The organism is Microbacterium sp. NPDC060117, from assembly GCF_042729315.1.
Taxonomy (GTDB): Bacteria; Actinomycetota; Actinomycetes; order Actinomycetales; family Microbacteriaceae; genus Microbacterium.
Genome location: NZ_JBHWXR010000001.1, coordinates 393294 through 412640, shown reverse-complemented (window position 1 = coordinate 412640; position 19347 = coordinate 393294). Strand labels below are relative to the sequence as shown.

At 71.5% G+C, this 19347-nt stretch carries 17 protein-coding genes; 11 read left to right on the top strand and 6 right to left on the bottom strand.

Going from position 1 to position 19347, the window contains the following annotated elements; genetic code table 11:
* The first annotated feature begins 68 nt into the window (after nucleotides 1-68).
* Together ACFWCK_RS01790 and ligD are read left to right on the top strand one after the other, a co-directional pair.
* On the top strand, nucleotides 69-953 hold the full coding sequence (locus tag ACFWCK_RS01790) for a LysR family transcriptional regulator ArgP (protein ID WP_378804257.1): 885 nt from the start codon (nucleotides 69-71) through the stop codon (nucleotides 951-953).
* Nucleotides 954-1046: 93 nt separating this feature from the next.
* Complete coding sequence (gene ligD, locus ACFWCK_RS01785; protein ID WP_378804256.1) at nucleotides 1047-2108, top strand: non-homologous end-joining DNA ligase; 1062 nt, start codon at nucleotides 1047-1049, stop codon at nucleotides 2106-2108.
* A 9-nt stretch (nucleotides 2109-2117) separates the two neighbouring features.
* Here the strand turns inward: ligD and ACFWCK_RS01780 are convergent, their stop codons facing one another.
* Together ACFWCK_RS01780 and ACFWCK_RS01775 are read right to left on the bottom strand one after the other, a co-directional pair.
* Nucleotides 2118-3161 carry an ATP-dependent DNA ligase gene (locus tag ACFWCK_RS01780; RefSeq protein WP_378804255.1) on the bottom strand — a complete coding sequence of 348 codons (1044 nt, stop codon included), beginning with the start codon at nucleotides 3159-3161 and terminating at the stop codon, nucleotides 2118-2120.
* A 22-nt stretch (nucleotides 3162-3183) separates the two neighbouring features.
* Nucleotides 3184-4635, bottom strand: coding sequence for a phytoene desaturase family protein (locus tag ACFWCK_RS01775; protein ID WP_378804254.1), 1452 nt, complete (start codon nucleotides 4633-4635; stop codon nucleotides 3184-3186).
* 60 nt (nucleotides 4636-4695) lie between these two features.
* Between ACFWCK_RS01775 and ACFWCK_RS01770 the strand changes: the two genes are divergently transcribed.
* Nucleotides 4696-5199, top strand: a complete 504-nt coding sequence (locus ACFWCK_RS01770) for a hypothetical protein (RefSeq protein WP_378804253.1) — start codon at nucleotides 4696-4698, stop codon at nucleotides 5197-5199.
* A 163-nt stretch (nucleotides 5200-5362) separates the two neighbouring features.
* Here the strand turns inward: ACFWCK_RS01770 and ACFWCK_RS01765 are convergent, their stop codons facing one another.
* Entirely contained in the window at nucleotides 5363-6595 is a 1233-nt protein-coding gene (locus ACFWCK_RS01765; RefSeq protein ID WP_378804252.1) for an acyl-CoA dehydrogenase family protein, read from the bottom strand.
* Nucleotides 6596-6721: 126 nt separating this feature from the next.
* Complete coding sequence (locus ACFWCK_RS01760; RefSeq protein WP_233310414.1) at nucleotides 6722-7393, bottom strand: TetR family transcriptional regulator; 672 nt, start codon at nucleotides 7391-7393, stop codon at nucleotides 6722-6724.
* A gap of 198 nt (nucleotides 7394-7591) precedes the next feature.
* On the opposite strand from ACFWCK_RS01760, the gene sucC reads away from it, so the two are divergent.
* Complete coding sequence (gene sucC, locus ACFWCK_RS01755; protein ID WP_233310415.1) at nucleotides 7592-8758, top strand: ADP-forming succinate--CoA ligase subunit beta; 1167 nt, start codon at nucleotides 7592-7594, stop codon at nucleotides 8756-8758.
* Between the two features lie 27 nt (nucleotides 8759-8785).
* Entirely contained in the window at nucleotides 8786-9688 is a 903-nt protein-coding gene (gene sucD / locus ACFWCK_RS01750; RefSeq protein ID WP_233310416.1) for a succinate--CoA ligase subunit alpha, read from the top strand.
* A 211-nt stretch (nucleotides 9689-9899) separates the two neighbouring features.
* Here the strand turns inward: sucD and ACFWCK_RS01745 are convergent, their stop codons facing one another.
* Nucleotides 9900-10850 carry a GlxA family transcriptional regulator gene (locus tag ACFWCK_RS01745; RefSeq protein ID WP_378804251.1) on the bottom strand — a complete coding sequence of 317 codons (951 nt, stop codon included), beginning with the start codon at nucleotides 10848-10850 and terminating at the stop codon, nucleotides 9900-9902.
* A gap of 70 nt (nucleotides 10851-10920) precedes the next feature.
* On the opposite strand from ACFWCK_RS01745, the gene ACFWCK_RS01740 reads away from it, so the two are divergent.
* Nucleotides 10921-11676 (top strand): MBL fold metallo-hydrolase, encoded by a 756-nt coding sequence (locus ACFWCK_RS01740; RefSeq protein ID WP_378804250.1) that lies wholly within the window; start codon nucleotides 10921-10923, stop codon nucleotides 11674-11676.
* Between the two features lie 100 nt (nucleotides 11677-11776).
* Here the strand turns inward: ACFWCK_RS01740 and ACFWCK_RS01735 are convergent, their stop codons facing one another.
* Nucleotides 11777-13198 carry an NCS2 family permease gene (locus ACFWCK_RS01735; protein ID WP_233310419.1) on the bottom strand — a complete coding sequence of 474 codons (1422 nt, stop codon included), beginning with the start codon at nucleotides 13196-13198 and terminating at the stop codon, nucleotides 11777-11779.
* Between the two features lie 158 nt (nucleotides 13199-13356).
* Here ACFWCK_RS01735 and ACFWCK_RS01730 point away from each other — a divergent pair, with 158 nt between their 5' ends.
* The 5 genes from ACFWCK_RS01730 (at nucleotide 13357) to ACFWCK_RS01710 (ending at nucleotide 19255) form a co-directional block, all read left to right on the top strand.
* Nucleotides 13357-14595 (top strand): DUF6350 family protein, encoded by a 1239-nt coding sequence (locus ACFWCK_RS01730; protein WP_378804249.1) that lies wholly within the window; start codon nucleotides 13357-13359, stop codon nucleotides 14593-14595.
* A gap of 57 nt (nucleotides 14596-14652) precedes the next feature.
* Entirely contained in the window at nucleotides 14653-15279 is a 627-nt protein-coding gene (purN, locus tag ACFWCK_RS01725) for a phosphoribosylglycinamide formyltransferase (protein ID WP_378804248.1), read from the top strand.
* Between the two features lie 22 nt (nucleotides 15280-15301).
* Nucleotides 15302-16909 carry a bifunctional phosphoribosylaminoimidazolecarboxamide formyltransferase/IMP cyclohydrolase gene (gene purH / locus ACFWCK_RS01720; protein ID WP_233310422.1) on the top strand — a complete coding sequence of 536 codons (1608 nt, stop codon included), beginning with the start codon at nucleotides 15302-15304 and terminating at the stop codon, nucleotides 16907-16909.
* A gap of 253 nt (nucleotides 16910-17162) precedes the next feature.
* The gene (locus ACFWCK_RS01715; protein WP_378804247.1) at nucleotides 17163-18752 is read left to right on the top strand and encodes an AlkA N-terminal domain-containing protein; all 1590 of its coding nucleotides are present in this window, start codon (nucleotides 17163-17165) and stop codon (nucleotides 18750-18752) included.
* Nucleotides 18749-19255, top strand: coding sequence for a methylated-DNA--[protein]-cysteine S-methyltransferase (locus ACFWCK_RS01710; RefSeq protein WP_378804246.1), 507 nt, complete (start codon nucleotides 18749-18751; stop codon nucleotides 19253-19255). Before ACFWCK_RS01715 ends, ACFWCK_RS01710 begins: the two co-directional genes overlap by 4 nt.
* The last annotated feature ends 92 nt before the right edge of the window (nucleotides 19256-19347 follow it).

Sequence of the window (19347 nt, the reverse complement as noted above, 5' to 3'; positions counted from 1 at the left end):
ATACGGTCGCGTCGTGATTCAGCACCAGCGAAGATTCCTTAACCAAGATTAGGATCTCTGATGTGCAGGTGGATCCGGAATCCGCGCGGACGGTGGCGGCGGCGCTCGACGAGGGCAGCTTCGAGGCGGCCGCGCGCCGGCTGCTGCTGACGCCATCGGCGGTGAGCCAGCGGATCAAGACCCTCGAGCAGCAGCTCGGCCGGATCCTGCTCGTGCGCAGCAAGCCGGTCAGGGCGACGGAGGCGGGGGAGGCCGTCGCGCGCTTCGGCCGCCAGATCGCCCTTCTGGAGCGTGATGCGGTCGCGGGATTCGGACTGGCCGGAGAGGGCGAGGGGGCACGGATCAGGATCCCGCTCGCGGTGAACGCCGACTCGATGGCGACCTGGTTCCTGGCGCCCCTGGCCCGGCTCTCCGAGCAGTACGACGTGGAATTCGACCTGCACCGCGACGACCAGAACTTCACCGCGAGGCTTCTGGAGTCGGGGACCGTGATGGCGGCGGTGACGAGCGAGTCGGAGCCGGTCGGAGGCTGCCGGGTCGAGGCGCTCGGCGCGCTGCACTACGTCGCCGCGGCGTCTCCGGGGTTCGCGCGGCGGTGGTTCGCCGACGGGGTGACCGCCGGGTCGCTCGCCCGCGCGCCGTTCGTCGACTTCGACCGGCGCGACGTGCTGCAGCAGGACTGGCTGCGAGAGCGCGGGGTGGACCCGTGGCCGGTGCCGCGGCATCATGTGCCGGCGTCGGCGGACTTCTCGGTCGCCGTGGAACTGGGACTGGGGTGGGCGCTGCTGCCGGTCCCGCATGCCGAGCCCGGCCTCGCCGACGGGCGTCTGGTGCGCCTCGACGACGAGGAGCTGGCTTCGCCGCTGTTCTGGCAGCAGTGGAGCCTGCGCTCCGAGCTGCTGGACGCGATCGCCGCGGAGATCCGCGCCGAAGCCGGTCGCGTGCTGCGCTGAGCGCGGCTCGGCCCGTGGACGCAGGCGTGAGCGGCGTCGCGCCGCCTGCCGAGGCGCTGGCGCGGCGTCGGCGGCGCGCCCTAGGGTCGAGTCATGGCATCCGAGCGCATCACGCTGACCGTCCCCGGGCCCGACGGCGACCGTTCGCTGGACATCTCGAGTCCGAACCGTGCGGTGTGGCCTGCTGCGGACGGCGGCCCGATCACCAAGGCGGAACTCGCCGAGTACGTGCAGACGGTGTCGACGCCGTTCCTCACCTCGACGGGGGACAGGCCCGTCTCGCTGGAGCGCTATCGCGACGGCATCGACGGCGAGAGTTTCTTCTCGAAGAACCCGCCCAAGGGCACTCCCGACTTCGTGCAGAGCGTGATGTGCACGTACAACAGCGGCCGCAAGCATCCGCAGATCGTGCTCACCGAGACCGCGGCGATCGTCTGGGCCGTGCAGATGAACACGGTCGTCTTCCATCCGTGGGCCTCGCTCGCGGCGGACACCGACAACCCGGTGGAGCTGCGCATCGACCTCGACCCGCAGCCGGGCACCGGCATCGCCGAGGCCGTGCCGGCAGCGCGCGAGCTGCGCGCGGTGCTGCGCGAGGCGGGGCTGGAGGCGTTCATCAAGACCAGCGGCAACCGCGGACTGCACGTGTTCTGCCCGATCGTGCCCGAATGGGAGTTCCTCACCGTGCGGCACGCGGTGATCGCCGCCGGCCGAGAGCTGGAGCGGCGGATGCCCGATCGCGTCACGACGGCGTGGTGGAAGGAGGAGCGCGGGGAGCGGATCTTCGTCGACTTCAACCAGGCCAACCGTGACCGCACGATGGCCGGCGCGTACAGCCCTCGCGCGCTGCCCGCCGCGACGGTCTCGACCCCGCTGGAGTGGGACGAGCTGGATGAGGTGGATCCGACCCGGTTCACCGTCCGCACCGTTCCGCAGCGTCTCGCCGACCTCGGCGATCCGTGGGCGCACATGCAGGACACCCCCGGACGCATCGACACGCTGCTGAGCTGGTGGGAGCGCGACGTGGACAACGGGCTCGGCGAGATGCCGTTCCCGCCGGAGTTCCCCAAGATGCCGGGCGAGCCCCCGCGGGTGCAGCCCTCGAAGAAGGTCGCCGCGAACTGGGACGAGAACGGGGAGCGCGTCGGTGAGTGACCCGAGGCCTCAGTCGATGACGTCGGCGAGGTCGTAGCCGTCCACCGTCTCCAGCTGCTCGTAGGTGCAGGAGCGGGGATCCCGGTCATCGCGCCAGCGCTCGAACTGCACGGTGTGCCGGAAGCGCCAGCCCTCGAGCTGGTCGTAGCGCACCTCGAGCGCCCGTTCGGGGCGCAGTCGCACGAACGAGGTGTCCTTCGACGCGCTGAATCGCGAGCGCTCGCCGTCGCCCGTCATCGCGGCGCCCGACTCGTCGCGCTCCACGAACGGAGCGAGGTCCTCGACGAGCTGCTGACGCATGGCGTCGCTCCATGCGGCGACCCCGCCGACCTGGCGCAGCACGCCGTCGTCGCCGTACAGACCCACCAGCAGGGATCCGACTCCGGATCCGCTCTTGTGGATCCGGTAGCCGAGCGCGACGACGTCCGCGGTGCGGGCGTGCTTGACCTTGATCAGGGTGCGCTTGTTGGGTGCGTACGGCTGATCCAGCGGCTTGGCGACGATGCCGTCGAGGCCGGCCCCCTCGAACTCGGCGAGCCAACGCCGCGCGGTGTCCTGATGCGTGGTCGTGCGGGTGAGGTGCAGGGGATGCGGGACGTCGGCGAACAGCCGTTCGAGCCGCGCGCGCCGCTCGCCGAAGGGCAGGCCCTGCAGGTCGTCGTCCCCCTCCGCGAGCAGGTCGAATGCGATGAACATGGCAGGGGTCTCCACCGACAGTCTCTGGACCCGCGAGGCGGCGGGGTGGATGCGCTGGCTCAGCGATTCCCAGTCCAGGCGCTGCGATCCCGCAGGCCCCGTGGCGACCACGATCTCGCCGTCGAGCAGGCACGGGCCCGGGAGCAGCCGCGGGACGGCCTCGACGAGCTCGGGGAAGTACCGGGTCAGCGGCTTCGCCCCGCGGGATCCGATCTCGACGGTCTCGCCGTCCCACGACACCAGCCCGCGGAAGCCGTCCCACTTCGGCTCGTACAGCAGACCGCCGGCGAACTTCGCCGCATCGGGCACAGCGGCGGCGGCCTTCGCGAGCATCGGGGCGGGGATCTCGTAGCGCATGGATCCCATCCTGCCGTCCGCATCAGGATCCGAACAGGCCTCCGAGGTCGACACGCTCTCCGGCGTCGGCCAGCGCGGTCCGTGCGGCGTGCCAGCCGGCCATGAAGTTCACCCCGGGGCCCGGCGGCGTCGCAGCCGAGGCGAGGTAGACGCCGGGCATCGGGGTGCGCCACGGCGCGGGCGAGAGCACGGGCCGCACCACCGCCTGGCGCATCGTGAACGCGCCGCCGAAGATGTCGCCGCCGATCTCGGCCGGGTTGAGATGCGCACGCTCGTGCGGCGTCACGGCGTGACTGGCCAGGATGCGGTCGCGGAACCCGGGGGCGTATCGCTCGATCTGCCGCGTCACGAGCTCGGTCGCATCGACGTCGGAGTTCGCGGGGGCGTGGATGTAGGCCCAGAGCACCTGCTTTCCGGCGGGCGCCCGGGTGCCGTCCAGCACGGAGGGCTGCGCGACGAGCGTGTACGGATGCTCGGACACCCGGCCCTGGGCGACGGCGTTCTCGCTGGCCCACACCTGGGCGCGCGTGCCGCCGACGTGCACGGTCGGGGCGAGGGCGACCTCCGGGTTCGTCCACGGTACGGGCCCGTCCAGGGCGAAGTCCACCTTCGCCGCCGCCGCCCCGTAGCGGTAGGCGCGGACCGCCCTCGCATAGGGCGGGGGGACGTCGCGCAGTGTCAGCGCCAGACGCGGGGAGGAGTTCAGGAGCAGCAGGTCGCCACGGCGGGGATCCCCCCAGTCCAGTGCCGAGAGATCGACCACGCGTGTGGCGGTGCGAATCGTGCCGCCGTGCGTGCGCAGATCCTCGGCGAGCACGTCGGCGATCCGCTGGGCGCCGCCGCGCGGATACGCCCAGCCGCCGGCGTGCGCCTGGGCCATGAGCAGCAGACCTGCGGCGGCGCCGCTCACGGCGGGCAGCGCGGTGTTGGCGTGCGCGACCACGCCCGCGACGAGTCCCGCCGCCTCCGCGGTGCGGAAGGTGCGCGTCGCCATCGCCGAGCCCTGCTCGAGCGCCCGCAGTCCGTAGCGCACCGCGGTCACGGGGTCGCGGGGAATCCGCAGCAGCGAGCCGCCGGTGAAGTCCAGCACTCCCTCGATGTGCGCGCTCAGCGGCCGCAGCAGCGCGCGCCAGGCGCGGGCATCGGGGCCGAGCCCGTCGGCGGTGCGCTCCAGGTCGTGCCAGGCGATCCCCGCCCTTCCGCCGTCGAGGGGATGCGCATATGCCGCTTCGGGAATGATCCAGTCGATCCGCTCGCGGCCGAAGGCGCGCAGGAACGGGGAGGAGTAGGCGGCGGGGTGCACCGCCGAGCACACGTCGTGCACGAAACCGGGCAGGGTGACCTCGGCGCTGCGCACGCCGCCGCCGATCGTCGCACCGGCCTCCAGCACCTCGACGGCGTAGCCGGCTCGCGCGAGCGAGACGGCCGCGGCGAGCCCGTTCGGCCCGCTTCCGATGACGGTGGCGCGGGGCATGCCGTCAGTCTTTCACGCATGCGGCGGGAGCCCAGCAGAACGTGGGATGCTTGGAGCAATATGAATGAAGTCCAGGGTCCCACCCCTACTGGCACCTCCCGTCCCTACAAGTCCCTCGCGGACGCCCTGCGCGCGCACCGCATGGACTCCGCGAACTACGACTTCATCCGTGCGATCGTGGAAGCGGTCGGCATCAGCAGCCTCATCGATCGCGGCCGTTACATCGAGGCGATCCGCCTCGGCGAGGGTGCGGCCCTGCACATCGGGCGCACCTACACCAACGGCTTCGCCGAGGGCGAGCAGGTCGTCGTGGCCGGGCGTGTGCTTCCGCTCGCTCCGAGCGAGGGCAGGGCGCCGTACTTCTACGTCACCCACCCCAGCGAGCTGCTCGGCGCACCCGCCGGCGTCTCGCGCCCGGCGCGCTCCGCGGGCACCCACGCTGCCGCGAAACCGAAGCCCGAGCCGCGCGCCCCGAAGGCGACCCCGGTCGCGGACCGCGACTACGGCATCTGCGAGGTGTGCTTCATGGTGAAGACCCCGTCGGGCGGCTGCGGCTGCGACTGAGCCCTCCACGCGCAAGCGAGCCTCAGGGCGTGAGCGAACGGAAGCGCAGTGATCGGTCTCCCGGGTGCACAGGCATCGGGTCTGGCGGGAGCGCGGCGGAGCCGCGCGGGGGACTGGGCGTCCGGGAGACCGATCGCGGAGCGGCCCCGACCGCGAGAAGGTCTCAGGCGAACGCGCTCATCCCGGTGATGTCGCGGCCGATCAGCAGGGCCTGCACGCTCTCGGTGCCCTCGTAGGTGTGGATCGCCTCGATGTCGGCCATGTGCTGCATGACGCCGTTCTCGAGCAGGATCCCGTTGCCGCCGAGCAGGTCGCGCGCTGTCGACGCGACCCGCCGCGCTGCGCGGGTGTTGTGGAACTTCGCCAGTGACGCCTGGGTCGGGCGCAGCGTGCCGGCCTCGTCCATGTCCGCCATGCGGCGGCAGTACAGCTGCATCGCGGTGAGCTCCTCGAGCATGTGCGTGAGCCGCTCCTGGACCATCTGGAACTTCGCGAGCGGCTTGCCGAACTGCACGCGGGTCTTCGCATATGCGAGGGCCGCCTCGTAGCAGGCGGTCGCGTGGCCGAGAGCCGACCAGGCGACGCCGGAACGCGTGGCGTACAGCACGGTCGAGGCGTCCTTGAAGCTGCGCGTGCCCGGCAGCACCGCGTCGAGCGGCACCCGCACGTCATCCAGGCGGATGTGCGCCTGATGGATGCCGCGCAGCGACACCTTGCCCGTGATGACCGAGCCCAGGTATCCGGGGCGCTCCTGCTCCACGAGGAAGCAGCGCACCGATCCGTGCTCGGCCGCGCCCTCGTCGTCGACACGCGCCCAGACGAAGGTGATGCCGCCGGAGGCGCCGTTGCCGATCCACTTCTTCGCGCCGCGCAGCACCCACTCCTCGCCGTCGCGCCGCGCGACGGTCTCGAGCGAGACGGAATCGGATCCGTGATCGGGCTCGGTGAGCGCGAAGGACCCGAGCACGGATCCGTCGGCGAGCGGGACGAGCCAGCGCTCCTGCTGCGCGGGGCTGCCGAACAGGGCGAGCGTGCGCAGCGCGAGTCCGCCCTGTACGGCGAGGACGGTGCCGAGGGAGCCGTCGCCGCGGGAGATCTCCATGTTCACCAGTCCGGCAGCGAGAGGGCTCATCCGGGTGAGGGCGGGGTGCACGATCCCGTCCACGACGAGGTCCATCTCGCCCATGCGGTGCGCGACGGCGAGCGGGTACTCAGCGCGGTCCCACGCATCCCGCATCTGCGGGCCGACCTCGTCGACGTAGGCCTGCGCCCGCTCCCAGTGCGCGCGGTCGGCGGCGGGGATGTCGGAGAAGACCTCGTAGTAGTCGGTCCCGCAGCGTCCCGTTACGTCGTAGGAGGTGACGGCTTCGCCGGGGAAGAGGGCATCGTTGCTCATGGGGGTCTCCATCCAGGGAGTGAGACTGAGTCTCAAGTTTCATGAGACAGCGTACCGCCAATCGGCTGCTTTCGAGCACGCCGACGGTCCCTGCTGCGCGGGGCGGCAGGCGGGCAGGCGGCGGACTCAGTCCAGTTCGTCGCGCAGGCGGCGGGTGATCTCCGCCATCGGCATCGAGCGCGGGAACACGGCGACGACCACGGCGTCCTCGCCCGGATCCGCTGCGGCGTCGGGGTGCACCCCGTAGCGGCGCAGCACGTCATCGAGGGCGCGGCGCAGGGCGGCGGCCGACGTGCGGGATCCGCGCAGGAGCCGGCGCAGCACGTGGTTGTGCACCGCCGTGACGAGCGCGGCGAACCCGACCGCGTCGAGCGGATCCAGATCCGGCATGGAGCGGCGCAGGTACTCGTCGAACAGGCGCTCGTAGCGGAACACGGTCACGATCTCGCGGTCGCGCAGTGTCGGCACGTCGCGCACCACCTGGTAGCGCAGCCGCGCCACCTCGGGGTCGGCGGCGAAGGCGCGGAACACCATCAGGGATGCGTCGCACACGGCCGTCCACGGGTTGGCGTGCGGGCGCTCGAGGTACCGGCGCAGGCCGTCGAGAAGCTCCTCGTGATCCGCGAAGACGACGTCGTCCTTGCCTCCGAACTGCCGGAAGAACGTGGAGCGGGAGATGCCTGCGGCCTTGGCGATCTGCTCGACCGAGGTCGAATCGAAGCCCTGGGCGGAGAACAGCTCGAGCGCAGCGCGCACCACGGCGGTGCGAGCGGGGGACACGTCGGCGTGCTCTGTCATAGAAGGAGAGCCTAGTTGTCCGGATCCTGCGGCGGGGGTGCTGAGTCGTCGGACGTCTCGGGGGCCGGACGGGCGGCGGGGCACGCGGTCAGGAAGCGCGATTCCGCGGTAGTAGGCTGGCCTATCGGGTCGACTCACATCGACACCCGACAGAATTCCTGTCGCGTCCCATTCGTCGCAACCAGCGAAGGACTGCACGTGGACCTCTACGAGTACCAGGCACGAGACCTTTTCGAGAAGTACGGAGTGCCGGTCCTCGCCGGCATCGTCGCGGACACCCCCGAGGAGGTGAAGGCAGCGGCGGAGAAGCTCGGTGGTGTGGTCGTCGTCAAGGCGCAGGTCAAGACCGGCGGCCGCGGCAAGGCCGGCGGCGTCAAGGTCGCCAAGAACCCCGACGAGGCGTACGAGGCCGCCAAGGCGATCCTGGGTCTGGACATCAAGGGCCACATCGTCAAGCGCGTCATGGTCGCCGCCGGGGCTCGCATCGCCCGCGAGTTCTACTTCTCCGTGCTGCTGGACCGCTCCAACCGCTCCTACCTGAGCCTCGCCTCGGTCGAGGGCGGCATGGAGATCGAGCAGCTCGCGGTCGAGAAGCCCGAGGCCCTCGCCCGTGTCGAGGTCAACCCGCTCGAGGGCATCACCCTCGACAAGGCCCTCGAGATCGCCCAGGCCGGAGGCTTCGAGCCCGGTCTCGCCGAGAAGGTCGCCGATGTCTTCGTGAAGCTGTTCGAGGTCTACAAGGGCGAGGACGCGACGCTGGTCGAGGTCAACCCCCTCGTGCAGACCGAGGAGGGCGACATCATCGCCCTCGACGGCAAGGTCACGCTCGATGACAACGCCAGCGAGGTACGCCACCCCGAGCACGAGGAGCTCGCCGACAAGGCGACCGAGAACCCGCTCGAGGCCAAGGCCAAGGAGTCGGGCCTGAACTACGTCAAGCTCGACGGCCAGGTCGGCATCATCGGCAACGGCGCGGGTCTGGTCATGTCGACCCTCGACGTCGTCGCCTACGCCGGCGAGAACCACGGCGGCGTGAAGCCCGCGAACTTCCTCGACATCGGCGGCGGCGCGAACGCGCAGGTCATGGCCAGCGGTCTGGACGTCATCCTCAACGACGAGCAGGTCAAGAGCGTGTTCGTCAACGTGTTCGGCGGCATCACCAGCTGCGTGGCCGTGGCGGAGGGCATCGTCAAGGCGCTCGAGATCCTCGGCGACGCGGCCACCAAGCCGCTCGTCGTGCGCCTCGACGGCAACCAGGTCGACGAGGGCCGCGCGATCCTCGCCGCCGCCAACCACCCGCTCGTCACGCTCGCCGCCACCATGGACGAGGGCGCCGACAAGGCCGCCGAGCTGGCGAACGCCTGATCCTCTGACGAGACAAGGACAAGGAACATGTCGATCTACCTCAACAAGGACTCCAAGGTCATCGTCCAGGGCATCACCGGCGGCGAGGGCACCAAGCACACCGCCCTCATGCTCAAGGCGGGTACGAACGTCGTCGGCGGCGTGAACGCGCGCAAGGCCGGCACCACGGTCTCGCACACCGACAAGGACGGCAACGCCGTCGAGCTGCCGGTGTTCGCCTCCGTCGCCGAGGCCATCGAGAAGACGGGCGCCAACGTGTCGGTCGCCTTCGTGCCCCCGGCTTTCACCAAGGACGCGATGGTCGAGGCCATCGACAGCGAGATCCCGCTGCTCGTGGTCATCACCGAGGGCGTGCCGGTCGGCGACTCCGCCGAGGCGTGGGCGTACGCGACCGAGAAGGGCAACAAGACCCGCATCATCGGCCCGAACTGCCCCGGCATCATCACCCCGGGCGAGGCGCTCGCCGGCATCACCCCGGCGAACATCACCGGCAAGGGCCCGATCGGCCTCGTTTCGAAGTCGGGCACGCTGACCTACCAGATGATGTTCGAACTGCGCGACCTGGGCTTCTCCACCGCGATCGGCATCGGCGGCGACCCGATCATCGGCACCACGCATATCGATGCGCTCGCCGCCTTCGAGGCCGACCCGGAGACCAAGGCGATCGTGATGATCGGCGAGATCGGCGGCGACGCCGAGGAGCGCGCGGCCGACTTCATCAAGGCCAACGTCACGAAGCCGGTCGTCGGCTACGTCGCCGGCTTCACCGCGCCCGAGGGCAAGACGATGGGCCACGCCGGCGCCATCGTCTCCGGCTCCGCGGGCACCGCGCAGGCGAAGAAGGAGGCCCTCGAGGCCGCCGGTGTCAAGGTCGGCAAGACGCCGTCCGAGACCGCCGCCCTGCTGCGCGAGGTCTACGCCGCGCTGTAAGCGAGGTTGCACGGAGGGCTCCCGGTTCCGCGCCGGGGGCCCTTCGTCGTACCGACCGCGGCGCGGGCGAAAGCGGATCTGAGGGTGCCACCGTGCCGAGATCAGGAGACCTTACCGAGATCAGGAGGTTTCGGGCCGGATCCGCCTGATCTCGGTCAGGTCCCCTGATCTCGGTCAACCGCGGAGGCGCCGGACCTGCTAAGGCGTGGGATCAGGCCGGATCCGCGAAGGCGCGGCGGTGGGCGCCCGGGGTCGTGCCGAAGCGCGCCCGGAAGTGATGGCGCAGGGTCACCGCGCCGCCGAAGCCCGTTCGTGTGGCGACCGTCTCGATCGGCAGGCCGGACGTCTCGAGCAGCCTCCGTGCCTCGTCCAGACGGCGCAGCAGTAGCCAGTCGCCGGGGCTGGTGCCGGTGCGGTCGCGGAAGCGCCGGGTGAACGTGCGCCGGGAGAGGTGCACCGCGCCGGCCCAGGCATCGATCGGCGGCGGCTCGGCGATGCGTCCCAGAGCCCAGGTGATGGCGCGGTCGATCTCGTCGCCCTCGGGGGCGGCGGCGAGGGGGCGGGACAGGAACTGCGCCTGCGACCCCTCACGGTGCGGGGCCATCACGAGGGAGCGCGCGAGATCGGCGGCCACGGCGCTGCCCAGCTCCGTGCGGACCATGTGCAGGCAGCAGTCCAGAGCCGCCGCCACACCGGCGGAGGTGACGACGTCGCCGAGGTCGGTCCACAGCGCCTCGCAGCGCACGGTGAGCTCGGGGTGGCGCGCGGCCAGCTCCGGCCCCGCCGACCAGTGCGTGGAGACCTCTCGCCCGTCGGCGATGCCGCTCGCGGCCACGACGAACGCCCCGAGGCACAGGCCCAGGATCCGCGCGCCGCGGGCGTGCGCCGTGCGGACGGCATCGAGCAGCACGGCACTGGGCGTGATCTCCGGGTCCCAGCTCGGGATCACGACGAGGTCTGCGGATGCGAGCACCTCGAGCCCCTCCGTCACGACGAGGTCCAACCCTGCCGCGGTGCGCACCGGTCCGGGCGCCTCCGCGACGGTCACCGTGCGGTAGGCGGCCTCGACGGAGCGCACGCCTACGCCGCCGAAGACCATGAGCGGCACGGACAGGTGGAAGGGACTGATCCCGGGGAAGGCGAGGACGGCGGCGGTGCGCATGGCCCGATCTTATCGAAAGGAGTCATCAGGGCCACTCCCGCGACGGCGCGGACGCCGCCACGATGGATCCATGACCGAGAACTCCGTGACCCTGACCCTCATCGGCGGACCGACCGCGATCATCGAGTACGCGGGCGTGCGCCTGCTGACTGATCCGACCTTCGATGCGCCGCGCACCTACGCGGGAGGCATCCCTCTGCACAAGCTGAGCGGGCCTGCGCTCGGCGCCGACCAGGTGGGCGCGATCGACGCGGTGCTGCTCTCGCATGATCAGCACCCCGACAACCTCGACGAGGAGGGGCGGGCCTTCCTGCCCCGTGCCGGTGCCGTGCTGTCCACACCGGAGGCGGCCGGACGCGTCGAGGGCGTGACGGGGCTCTCCGCCTGGCAGACGCATCGCCTCGGCGAGGTCGAGGTGACCGCGGTGCCCGCGCTGCACGGTCCCGAGGGCGCCGAGGAGCTGTCCGGCACCGTGACCGGCTTCGTGCTGAGCGCGCCGGGCGCGCCCGTGGTCTACGTCTCGGGCGACAACGCCTCGGTCGAGGTCGTCGCGGACATCGTGGCGAGGATCGGCCGGATCGACGTCGCCGTGCTGTTCGCGGGGGCGGCCAACGTCGGTCGCTTCGGCGACGCCGACCTCACGCTCAATGCGCGCACCGCGGTCGAGGCCGCGCGCGAGCTGGGCGACGCCGTGATCGTCCCCGTGCACGCCGAGGGCTGGCACCACTTCTCCGAGACCCGCGAGCGGCTCGTGCGCGAGTTCGGGTACGCGGGAGTGGCGGATCGGTTGCGCGTGCCGGAGTCGGGCGTTCCGCTCGCGCTCTGACGCGCCTCCGCCGACGTGTCGAGGCCCTCCGCCGCCCGTCGTCTCCTGCAGGGGATCGGACGCGGCGAGAGGGCCTCGACGGACGCGTGGTCCGCGGTGGTCAGGCGCCGAGCAGCGCCTCGATCGGGCCGCGTGCGAAGAACAGCACGAACCCGACGCCCACCACCCAGAGCAGCGGATGGATCGTCTTGGCGCGGCCGGTGAGGGCGTTCACGACGATCCAGCTGACGAAGCCGGCGCCGATGCCGTTGGCGATCGAGTAGGTCATCGGCATGACCGTGACCGTCAGGAACACCGGCAGCAGCACGCGGAAGTCGCCGAGGTCGATGTTCTTGATCTGCGACAGCATCATCGCGCCGACGAGCACGAGCGCCGCTGCGGCGACGGCGCTCGGAACCAGGGCGGTCAACGGCGTGAAGAACATCGCGAGCAGGAACAGCACGCCGGTGATGGTGGTCGCGAAACCCGTGCGGGCGCCCTCGCCGATACCCGCGCCGGACTCGACGAACACGGTCGCGGACGAGGAGGACGTGCCGCCGCCGACGATCGCACCGACGCCCTCGACCACCAGAGCCGACTTGATCCGCGGGAAGTCGCCCTTCTGATCGGCGAGGTCGGCCTCCTTGGCGAGCCCCGTCATGGTGCCCATGGCGTCGAAGAAGTTCGAGAACAGCAGCGTGAAGACGAACATCACCAGGGTGACGCCGCCGACCTTCGCGAGATCGAAGCCGAAGTCGACCCGGCCGATCAGGCTCAGGTCGGGGATGCTCACGATGCTGCCGGTGAAGCCGAAGTCCTGGCCGAAGGGCCAGATGAGGTTCAGGATCGCGGCGAGCACGGTGCCGCCCACGAGCGCGATGAGGATGGCTCCCTTGACGCGCAGGGCGATGAGCACCCCTCCGATCAGCAGGGTGAGTACGAACAGCAGGGTCGGGATCGAGGCGACGGATCCGCCGACGCCGAGGTCGACGGGGGGAGAGGCCTGCTTCGTCGAGGTCACGAATCCGGCGTTCACGAACCCGATGAAGGCGATGAACAGGCCGATGCCGACCGTGATGGCGAGCTTGAGCTGCACGGGCACGGCGTCGAAGATGAGCTTGCGCAGGCCGGTCGCGGCGAGGACCACGATGATGAGGCCGTTGATCATGACGAGCGCCATGGCCTCGGGCCAGGTGATCGATTTGACCACCGTGAACGCGAGGAAGGCGTTGATGCCGAGCCCGGCTGCGAACGCGAACGGCAGTCGCGCGATCAGTCCGAACAGGATCGTCATGACGCCGGCGGTCAGCGCCGTGGCGGCGGCGACGGCTGCGCCGGGCAGAGTGTGGCCGGCGACATCCGGCGTGGACAGGATGATCGGATTGAGGATCACGATGTAGGCCATCGTCACGAACGTGACGATGCCGCCGCGGACCTCGGTGCCGAGGGTGGATCCGCGCTTGGTGATCTCGAAGAAGCGATCGACGGCGTTCTTCGGCTCGGCCGCGGTGGGTTCGGAGACGGGCGGGGGGACTGTTGTCATGGGGGACCTCCGCGCAAGACCGTATCGCGTCGCGGATGTCCTCCGTGTGTCGGGCCGACGGTCCCGGCGCCCGCGGCCGGTTCCCCGGATGCGCTCGGCGCCACCGTCCGCGCGCCCGTCGGGGCGGCGGAGGTGGAGCACGTAGGCTCGAAAGCGTCATGCAACGCCTCCTCATCGTGCTCCTGGCGGCGGTCGATGCGATCGTCGCCGCGGCCATCGGCCTCGTCGTGCTGCTCGCGCCGCTCACGGTGATCTGGGCGATCGCATTCGGGCCGAACGCCGACTGGGGAGCGCTCTGGCCGAGTGCCGCGACGCTCTGGCAGTTCGGCCACGGTGTGCCCCTCGCCGTCGCCCTGCCCGATGCGCTGGTGCGGTCGGTCGGGCTGGATCCGTCGGCGGCGTCCTTCGCCCTCTCCCTGCCTCCGCTGCTCTTCCTCGGCTTCACTGCGATCTTCGCGGCGCGCTCTGGCCGCAGGGCCGCGCTCGCCGGGTCGTGGATCACCGGCGTGACGAGCGGCACGGCGGTCTTCGCCGTGATCTCGGCGTTCGCGGCGGTGACGGGTGGCCTCGGGGTGCTGAAGGCGCCGCTGTGGCTCGCGATCCTGTTCCCGCCGCTGGTGTTCCTGTGCGGCGCTCTCGCCGGAGCCGTCGTGACGGCATGGAGCGAGGGCGACGGAGGCGCCGTCGACCGGGTGCAGGACGCTCTGGACCGCTGGCCCGAATGGACGCACGTGCCCGGCGACGTGGTGCGCGGCGCGGCGGCCGCCGTGACCGGCGTGGTCGGCGCCGCCGGACTCGCCGTCGCGATGGCGGCTCTGATCCGCGGCGGCCAGACCGTGGCGCTGTTCGAGTCGCTGCGCGCCGACGCGCTCGGCGTGGTCGTGATCGGGCTCGCGCAGCTGGCCTACCTGCCGACGCTCGTGGGGTGGGCCGTGGCGTGGATCGCCGGTCCCGGCTTCGCGATCGGGGCCGGGACCGCGGTCTCGCCCGCGGGCACCGTGCTGGGGGTCGTCCCGGGAGTGCCCCTGCTGGGTCTCGTGCCGGACTCCGCCTCGCCGTGGCTCCTCATCGTGATTCTCATCCCGGTGGCCGCCGGCGCGTTCGCCGGCTGGCTGATCCGCTCGCGGCAGGTGTCGGCGGGCGCAGAGGCGGGAATCGGATCCCGCGTCGCGACCGCGGTCGGGATCGCGGTCCTCGCCGGCGGGTTCGGCGCGCTGCTGGCCGCGCTGACCAGTGGATCCCTCGGCCCCGGCCGGCTCGCCGTCGCCGGACCGGATCCGGGTCCGGTCGCGCTCGCCCTCGGCCTGGAGGTGCTGGTCGGGGCAGCGATCATGCTGCTCGCGCCCCGCCGCCACGGCGACGTCGAAGCCGCGTGGATCGACGACGATCGGGTCTGAATCCGCCGCGCGTCTCGCGGGCACGGAGGCCTCCGGGCTCCCGGCTAGACTGTCTGGGTGCTGACGGTCGCGGTTCTCATCTCGGGCACCGGCTCGAATCTTCGTGCCCTCCTCGACGCGGCCGCCGACCCCGGATTCCCGGCCCGCATCATCGTCATCGGCGCCGACCGGGAGGCCGATGGTCTCGCACACGCCGAGGCGTACGGGATCCCCTCCTTCGTCGTGCCCTGGGAGGCCTTCGACAGCCGTGAGGCGTGGGGTGCGGAACTCGACGCGCAGCTGAAGGTCTGGCGGCCGGACCTCGTCGTGCTCAGCGGGCTCATGCGGCTGCTGCCGCGCGATGTCGTCGCGGCATGGTCTCCTCACATCATCAACACTCACCCGGCATTCCTGCCCGAGTTCCCCGGAGCGCACGGCGTGCGCGACGCGCTCGCGGCCGGCGTGAGCGAGACCGGGGCGAGCGTGATCGTAGTCGACGACGGCGTCGACAGCGGACCGATCCTCGCGCAGGAGCGCGTGCCCGTGCACCAGGAGGACACGGAGTCCACCCTGCACGAGCGCATCAAGCCCGTCGAGCGACGCCTGCTGATCGACGTCGTCCGCCGCATCGCCGAGGGATCCCTGGCTCTCGGCGCCCGTCCCACGATCTCGGATCCTCGGCCGCAGGCCGCTGACGAGAACTGACGCCTACCCGGAAGGAACCCCGATGGCCGGTCCCGCTCACGACCCGTCCCTCTACCGCCCCCGTGACGCCGTGCGCATCCGCCGCGCTCTGGTGTCCGTCAGCGACAAGACCGGCCTGGTGCCCCTCGCGCAGGCCCTCGCCGCCGGTGGCATCGAGATCGTCTCGACCGGATCCACGGCGCAGACCATTCGCGATGCGGGGGTGGAGGTCACCGACGTCGCGGCCGTCACCGGTGTCGCCGAGATGCTGGACGGGCGCGTGAAGACGCTGCACCCGTCGATCCACGGAGCTGTGCTCGCCGACCTGCGCCTGGAGGATCACGAGCGCCAGCTGGCCGAGCTCGGCATCAGCCCGTTCGAGCTCGTCGTGGTGAACCTGTACCCGTTCGTTCAGACCGTCGCCTCGGGTGCGGTCGGTGACGACGTGGTCGAGCAGATCGACATCGGCGGCCCTGCGATGGTGCGCGCTGCGGCGAAGAACCACGCGAACGTCGCGATCGTGGTCTCGCCCGAGTCGTACCCCTCGCTGATCCGCTCGATCGACGAGGGCGGCACCACGCTCGCCCAGCGCCGTGAACTGGCTGCGCGCGCGTTCGCGCACACGGCCGCCTACGACACCGCGGTCGCGCAGTGGTTCTCGGACGGCACGCTGTCGAGCGACAGCGAGCTGCCCGAGCAGCTCACGATCTCGGCCTCCCGGCTCGCCACGCTGCGCTACGGCGAGAACTCGCACCAGCGCGCCGCGATCTACACGCGCGCCGGTGGGCACGGCATCGCCCAGGCGACGCAGCTGCAGGGCAAGGAGATGTCGTACAACAACTACGTCGACGCCGATGCGGCCCTGCGCGCGGCCTACGACATGGTGCACCCGGCGGTCGCGATCATCAAGCACGCCAACCCGTGCGGCATCGCGACGACGGCCCCCAACGCCCTGGATCCGATCGCGAGCGCGCACCTGCGCGCCCACGAGTGCGACCCGGTCTCGGCGTACGGCGGCGTGATCGCGGCCAACGGCACCGTGACGCTCAAGATGGCCGAGAACCTCAAGGACATCTTCACCGAGGTCATCGTCGCCCCGGCCTTCGAGCCGGCCGCGCTCGAGGTGTTCAAGGCGAAGAAGAACCTGCGTCTGCTGCAGCTCCCCGACGACTGGCAGCAGGAGCGCATGGACGTGCGCCTGGTCTCCGGCGGTCTGCTGCTTCAGGACGCGGACCGGTTCCCCGACGACATCCAGTCCGTCGCGAACGGCTGGGAGCTGGTCTCGGGCGAGCGCCCCGACGAGCAGGAGATGGAGAACCTCATCTTCGCCTGGAAGGCGTGCCGCGCCGTGAAGTCCAATGCGATCGTGCTGTCCAAGGGCAACGCCACGGTCGGCGTCGGCATGGGCCAGGTCAACAGGGTCGACTCGTGCCGCCTCGCGGTCGAGCGCGCCGGTGACCGCGCGGCGGGATCCGTCGCCGCCTCGGACGCGTTCTTCCCCTTCGCCGACGGTGCGCAGGTGCTCATCGACGCGGGCGTCACCGCGATCGTGCAGCCCGGCGGATCCGTCCGTGATGACGAGGTCGTGGCCGCCGCGCGCAAGGCCGGCGTCGCGATGTTCTTCACGGGCGAGCGCCACTTCTTCCACTGAGCCGAGTCCGGATCCGGGTCCGGACCCTGATCCTGACCCCAATCCGCCGAGACCCCCACGTAGCGTCGAAACCCCCACGGAGAGACACCGCTACGCGGGGGTTTCGACGCGCTGTGGGGGTCTCGGCGTGACAGGGGTGCGGGAAGCGCGGAAGGAGGGGAGTCGCGGCGCGCCGCAGAGGGGCGCAGGGAGGGAGAACTGTCATGTCCGATTTCCGCGAGCCTGCGGGTTTCGGTCGTGTCAGAGTGGAGGCATGAGCTTCCCCGGAATGACCTTCGACGAGCGGTACCGCGCGATCGACGCGCGCGATACCCGCTTCGACGGGCAGTTCGTCACGGCTGTGCGCTCGACCGGGATCTACTGCCGGCCGAGCTGCCCAGCCCGCACGCCCAAGCCCGAGAACGTCACCTTCTTCCCGACCAGCGCCGCCGCGCACGAGGCCGGATACCGCGCCTGCAAGCGCTGCCTGCCCGAAGCCGCCCCCGGCTCGCCGGAATGGAACCTGCGCGGTGACGTCGCCGCACGCGCCATGCGCCTCATCGCCGACGGCGTCGTGGAGCGCGAGGGCGTGCCGGGACTCGCCGCACGGCTCGGATATTCGGCGCGCCACCTGACGCGGCTGCTGGCCGGGGAGCTCGGGGCGGGGCCGCTCGCTCTCGCCCGCGCCCACCGTGCGCACACCGCCCGGATGCTACTGGTCGGCACCGATCTGCCGATCGCCGATGTCGCGTTCTCCGCGGGGTTCGCGAGCGTGCGCCAGTTCAACGACACCGTGCGCGAGGTGTTCGGCCTGGCACCGGGGGAACTGCGCGCGCGGCGCCACGGCAGGGACGCGATGGCCGCGGCGACCGCGGTGCCCGGCGAGATCGACCTGCTGCTGCCCTATCGCAAGCCGTTCGACGCCGACGGCCTGTTCGCGTGGATGCGCGCCCGGGCGCTCCCCGGCGTCGAGGATGTGGGGGAGCGCCGGTTCTCGCGGCATCTGCGGCTGGATGGCGGCCCTGGCTGGTTCGAGCTGAGCCTCGACGCCGCCGACCGGCTGCACCTGCGCGCCCGGCTGGCGCAGCTCGGCGACCTCGCGCCTCTCGTCGCCCGTGCCCGCCGCCTGTTCGACCTCGATGCGGATCCGCTGGCGGTCGACGCCGCGCTGTCCGCGCATGAGCCGCTCGCCCCACTGGTGACCCGTCTTCCCGGCATCAGGGTTCCGGGAGCGGCGGATCCGCATGAGATGCTCATCCGCGCCATGATCGGGCAGCAGATCACGGTCGCCGCCGCGCGCACCGCCCTGACCCTGCTCGCTCACGAGCTCGGGGAGAGGGTCGGATCCCCCGGCGACCCGCAGGGGGAGGGGATCCTGTTCCCCACCATGGCCGCCATCGCCGAGCACGGACACGAGGTGCTGCGCGGACCTGCCGCGCGGATCAAGGCCGTCACGGGAGCCGCCGCGGCCCTCGCCGACGGCTCGCTGCGGCTGACGCTCGGGGACGACGGCGAGGCGCAGCGCGCCGCGCTGCTGGCGATGCCGGGGATCGGGCCGTGGACGGCCGACTACGTGCGGATGCGCGTGCTCGGCGATCCCGACGTGTTCCTGCCCGGCGACGTCGCCGCCCGTGCGGGAGCCGCCGCGGCGGGGCTGCCCTCCGAGGCGGCGCCGCTGGACGCGTGGGCCGTCCGCACGGCGCCCTGGCGCAGCTACCTGACCGCGCACCTCTGGCGCGCGGTCCCGCCGAAGGCCGCCAAGAACCCCAGGGCGGCCACGACCGGTGCCGGCGCATCGCGCGCCGCGCCCGCTCAGACCACGAAGACCACCCAGACCCTCTCGACCACGGAAGGCTCGAAATGACCGCCATCATCCAGACCATCGACACTCCCGACGGGCCCTTCACGATCCTCGCCGACGAGCAGGACCGCGTGCTCGCATCGGGGTGGACCGACGACCAGGAGGCGATCCTGCATCGCCTCGCCGAGAAGAACCGTCCCGCGGACGTCGTCGAGGGGACCACGACGGCGGCGGCTGCCGTCGACGCCTACTACGCGGGAGACCTCGCCGCGATCGACACCGTCGAGGTGCGCCAGTTCGGCACCGGCATGCAGAACGCGGGGTGGGAGGCGCTGCGGCGCATCACGCCCGGCGAGCCGCTCACCTACACCGAGTTCGCGGTCGCCCTCGGCAAGCCGGGGGCCGTACGCCCCGCTGCGTCGATCTGCGCACGCAACGCTCCCGCCCTGTTCGTCCCCTGCCACCGCGTGCTGCGCACCGACGGCACCCTCGGCGGGTTCGCCTGGGGCGAGGACGTCAAGCGCCGCCTGCTCGACCGGGAGGCCGCACACGCGATCGTCGCGTGAGCGTCTGGCCCGGCGGACCAACTGCAGCCGCCGCGGTCGTCCGACCCGATGAACTCCCTCCTCCGGTCGCGCCATAGGCTCGGCGCGACCGA

Bases quoted from the DNA above. Each gene is read 5' to 3' on its own strand.
- ACFWCK_RS01710 (WP_378804246.1), top strand. From the start codon at position 18,749: ATGACCGCCATCATCCAGACCATCGACACTCCCGACGGGCCCTTCACG.
- ACFWCK_RS01760 (WP_233310414.1), bottom strand. From the start codon at position 7,393: ATGACAGAGCACGCCGACGTGTCCCCCGCTCGCACCGCCGTGGTGCGC.
- ACFWCK_RS01715 (WP_378804247.1), top strand. From the start codon at position 17,163: ATGAGCTTCCCCGGAATGACCTTCGACGAGCGGTACCGCGCGATCGAC.
- ACFWCK_RS01745 (WP_378804251.1), bottom strand. From the start codon at position 10,850: ATGCGCACCGCCGCCGTCCTCGCCTTCCCCGGGATCAGTCCCTTCCAC.
- ligD (WP_378804256.1), top strand. From the start codon at position 1,047: ATGGCATCCGAGCGCATCACGCTGACCGTCCCCGGGCCCGACGGCGAC.
- ACFWCK_RS01765 (WP_378804252.1), bottom strand. From the start codon at position 6,595: ATGAGCAACGATGCCCTCTTCCCCGGCGAAGCCGTCACCTCCTACGAC.
- ACFWCK_RS01780 (WP_378804255.1), bottom strand. From the start codon at position 3,161: ATGCGCTACGAGATCCCCGCCCCGATGCTCGCGAAGGCCGCCGCCGCT.
- sucD (WP_233310416.1), top strand. From the start codon at position 8,786: ATGTCGATCTACCTCAACAAGGACTCCAAGGTCATCGTCCAGGGCATC.
- ACFWCK_RS01735 (WP_233310419.1), bottom strand. From the start codon at position 13,198: ATGACAACAGTCCCCCCGCCCGTCTCCGAACCCACCGCGGCCGAGCCG.
- ACFWCK_RS01775 (WP_378804254.1), bottom strand. From the start codon at position 4,635: ATGCCCCGCGCCACCGTCATCGGAAGCGGGCCGAACGGGCTCGCCGCG.
- purH (WP_233310422.1), top strand. From the start codon at position 15,302: ATGGCCGGTCCCGCTCACGACCCGTCCCTCTACCGCCCCCGTGACGCC.
- ACFWCK_RS01730 (WP_378804249.1), top strand. From the start codon at position 13,357: ATGCAACGCCTCCTCATCGTGCTCCTGGCGGCGGTCGATGCGATCGTC.
- ACFWCK_RS01740 (WP_378804250.1), top strand. From the start codon at position 10,921: ATGACCGAGAACTCCGTGACCCTGACCCTCATCGGCGGACCGACCGCG.
- ACFWCK_RS01770 (WP_378804253.1), top strand. From the start codon at position 4,696: ATGAATGAAGTCCAGGGTCCCACCCCTACTGGCACCTCCCGTCCCTAC.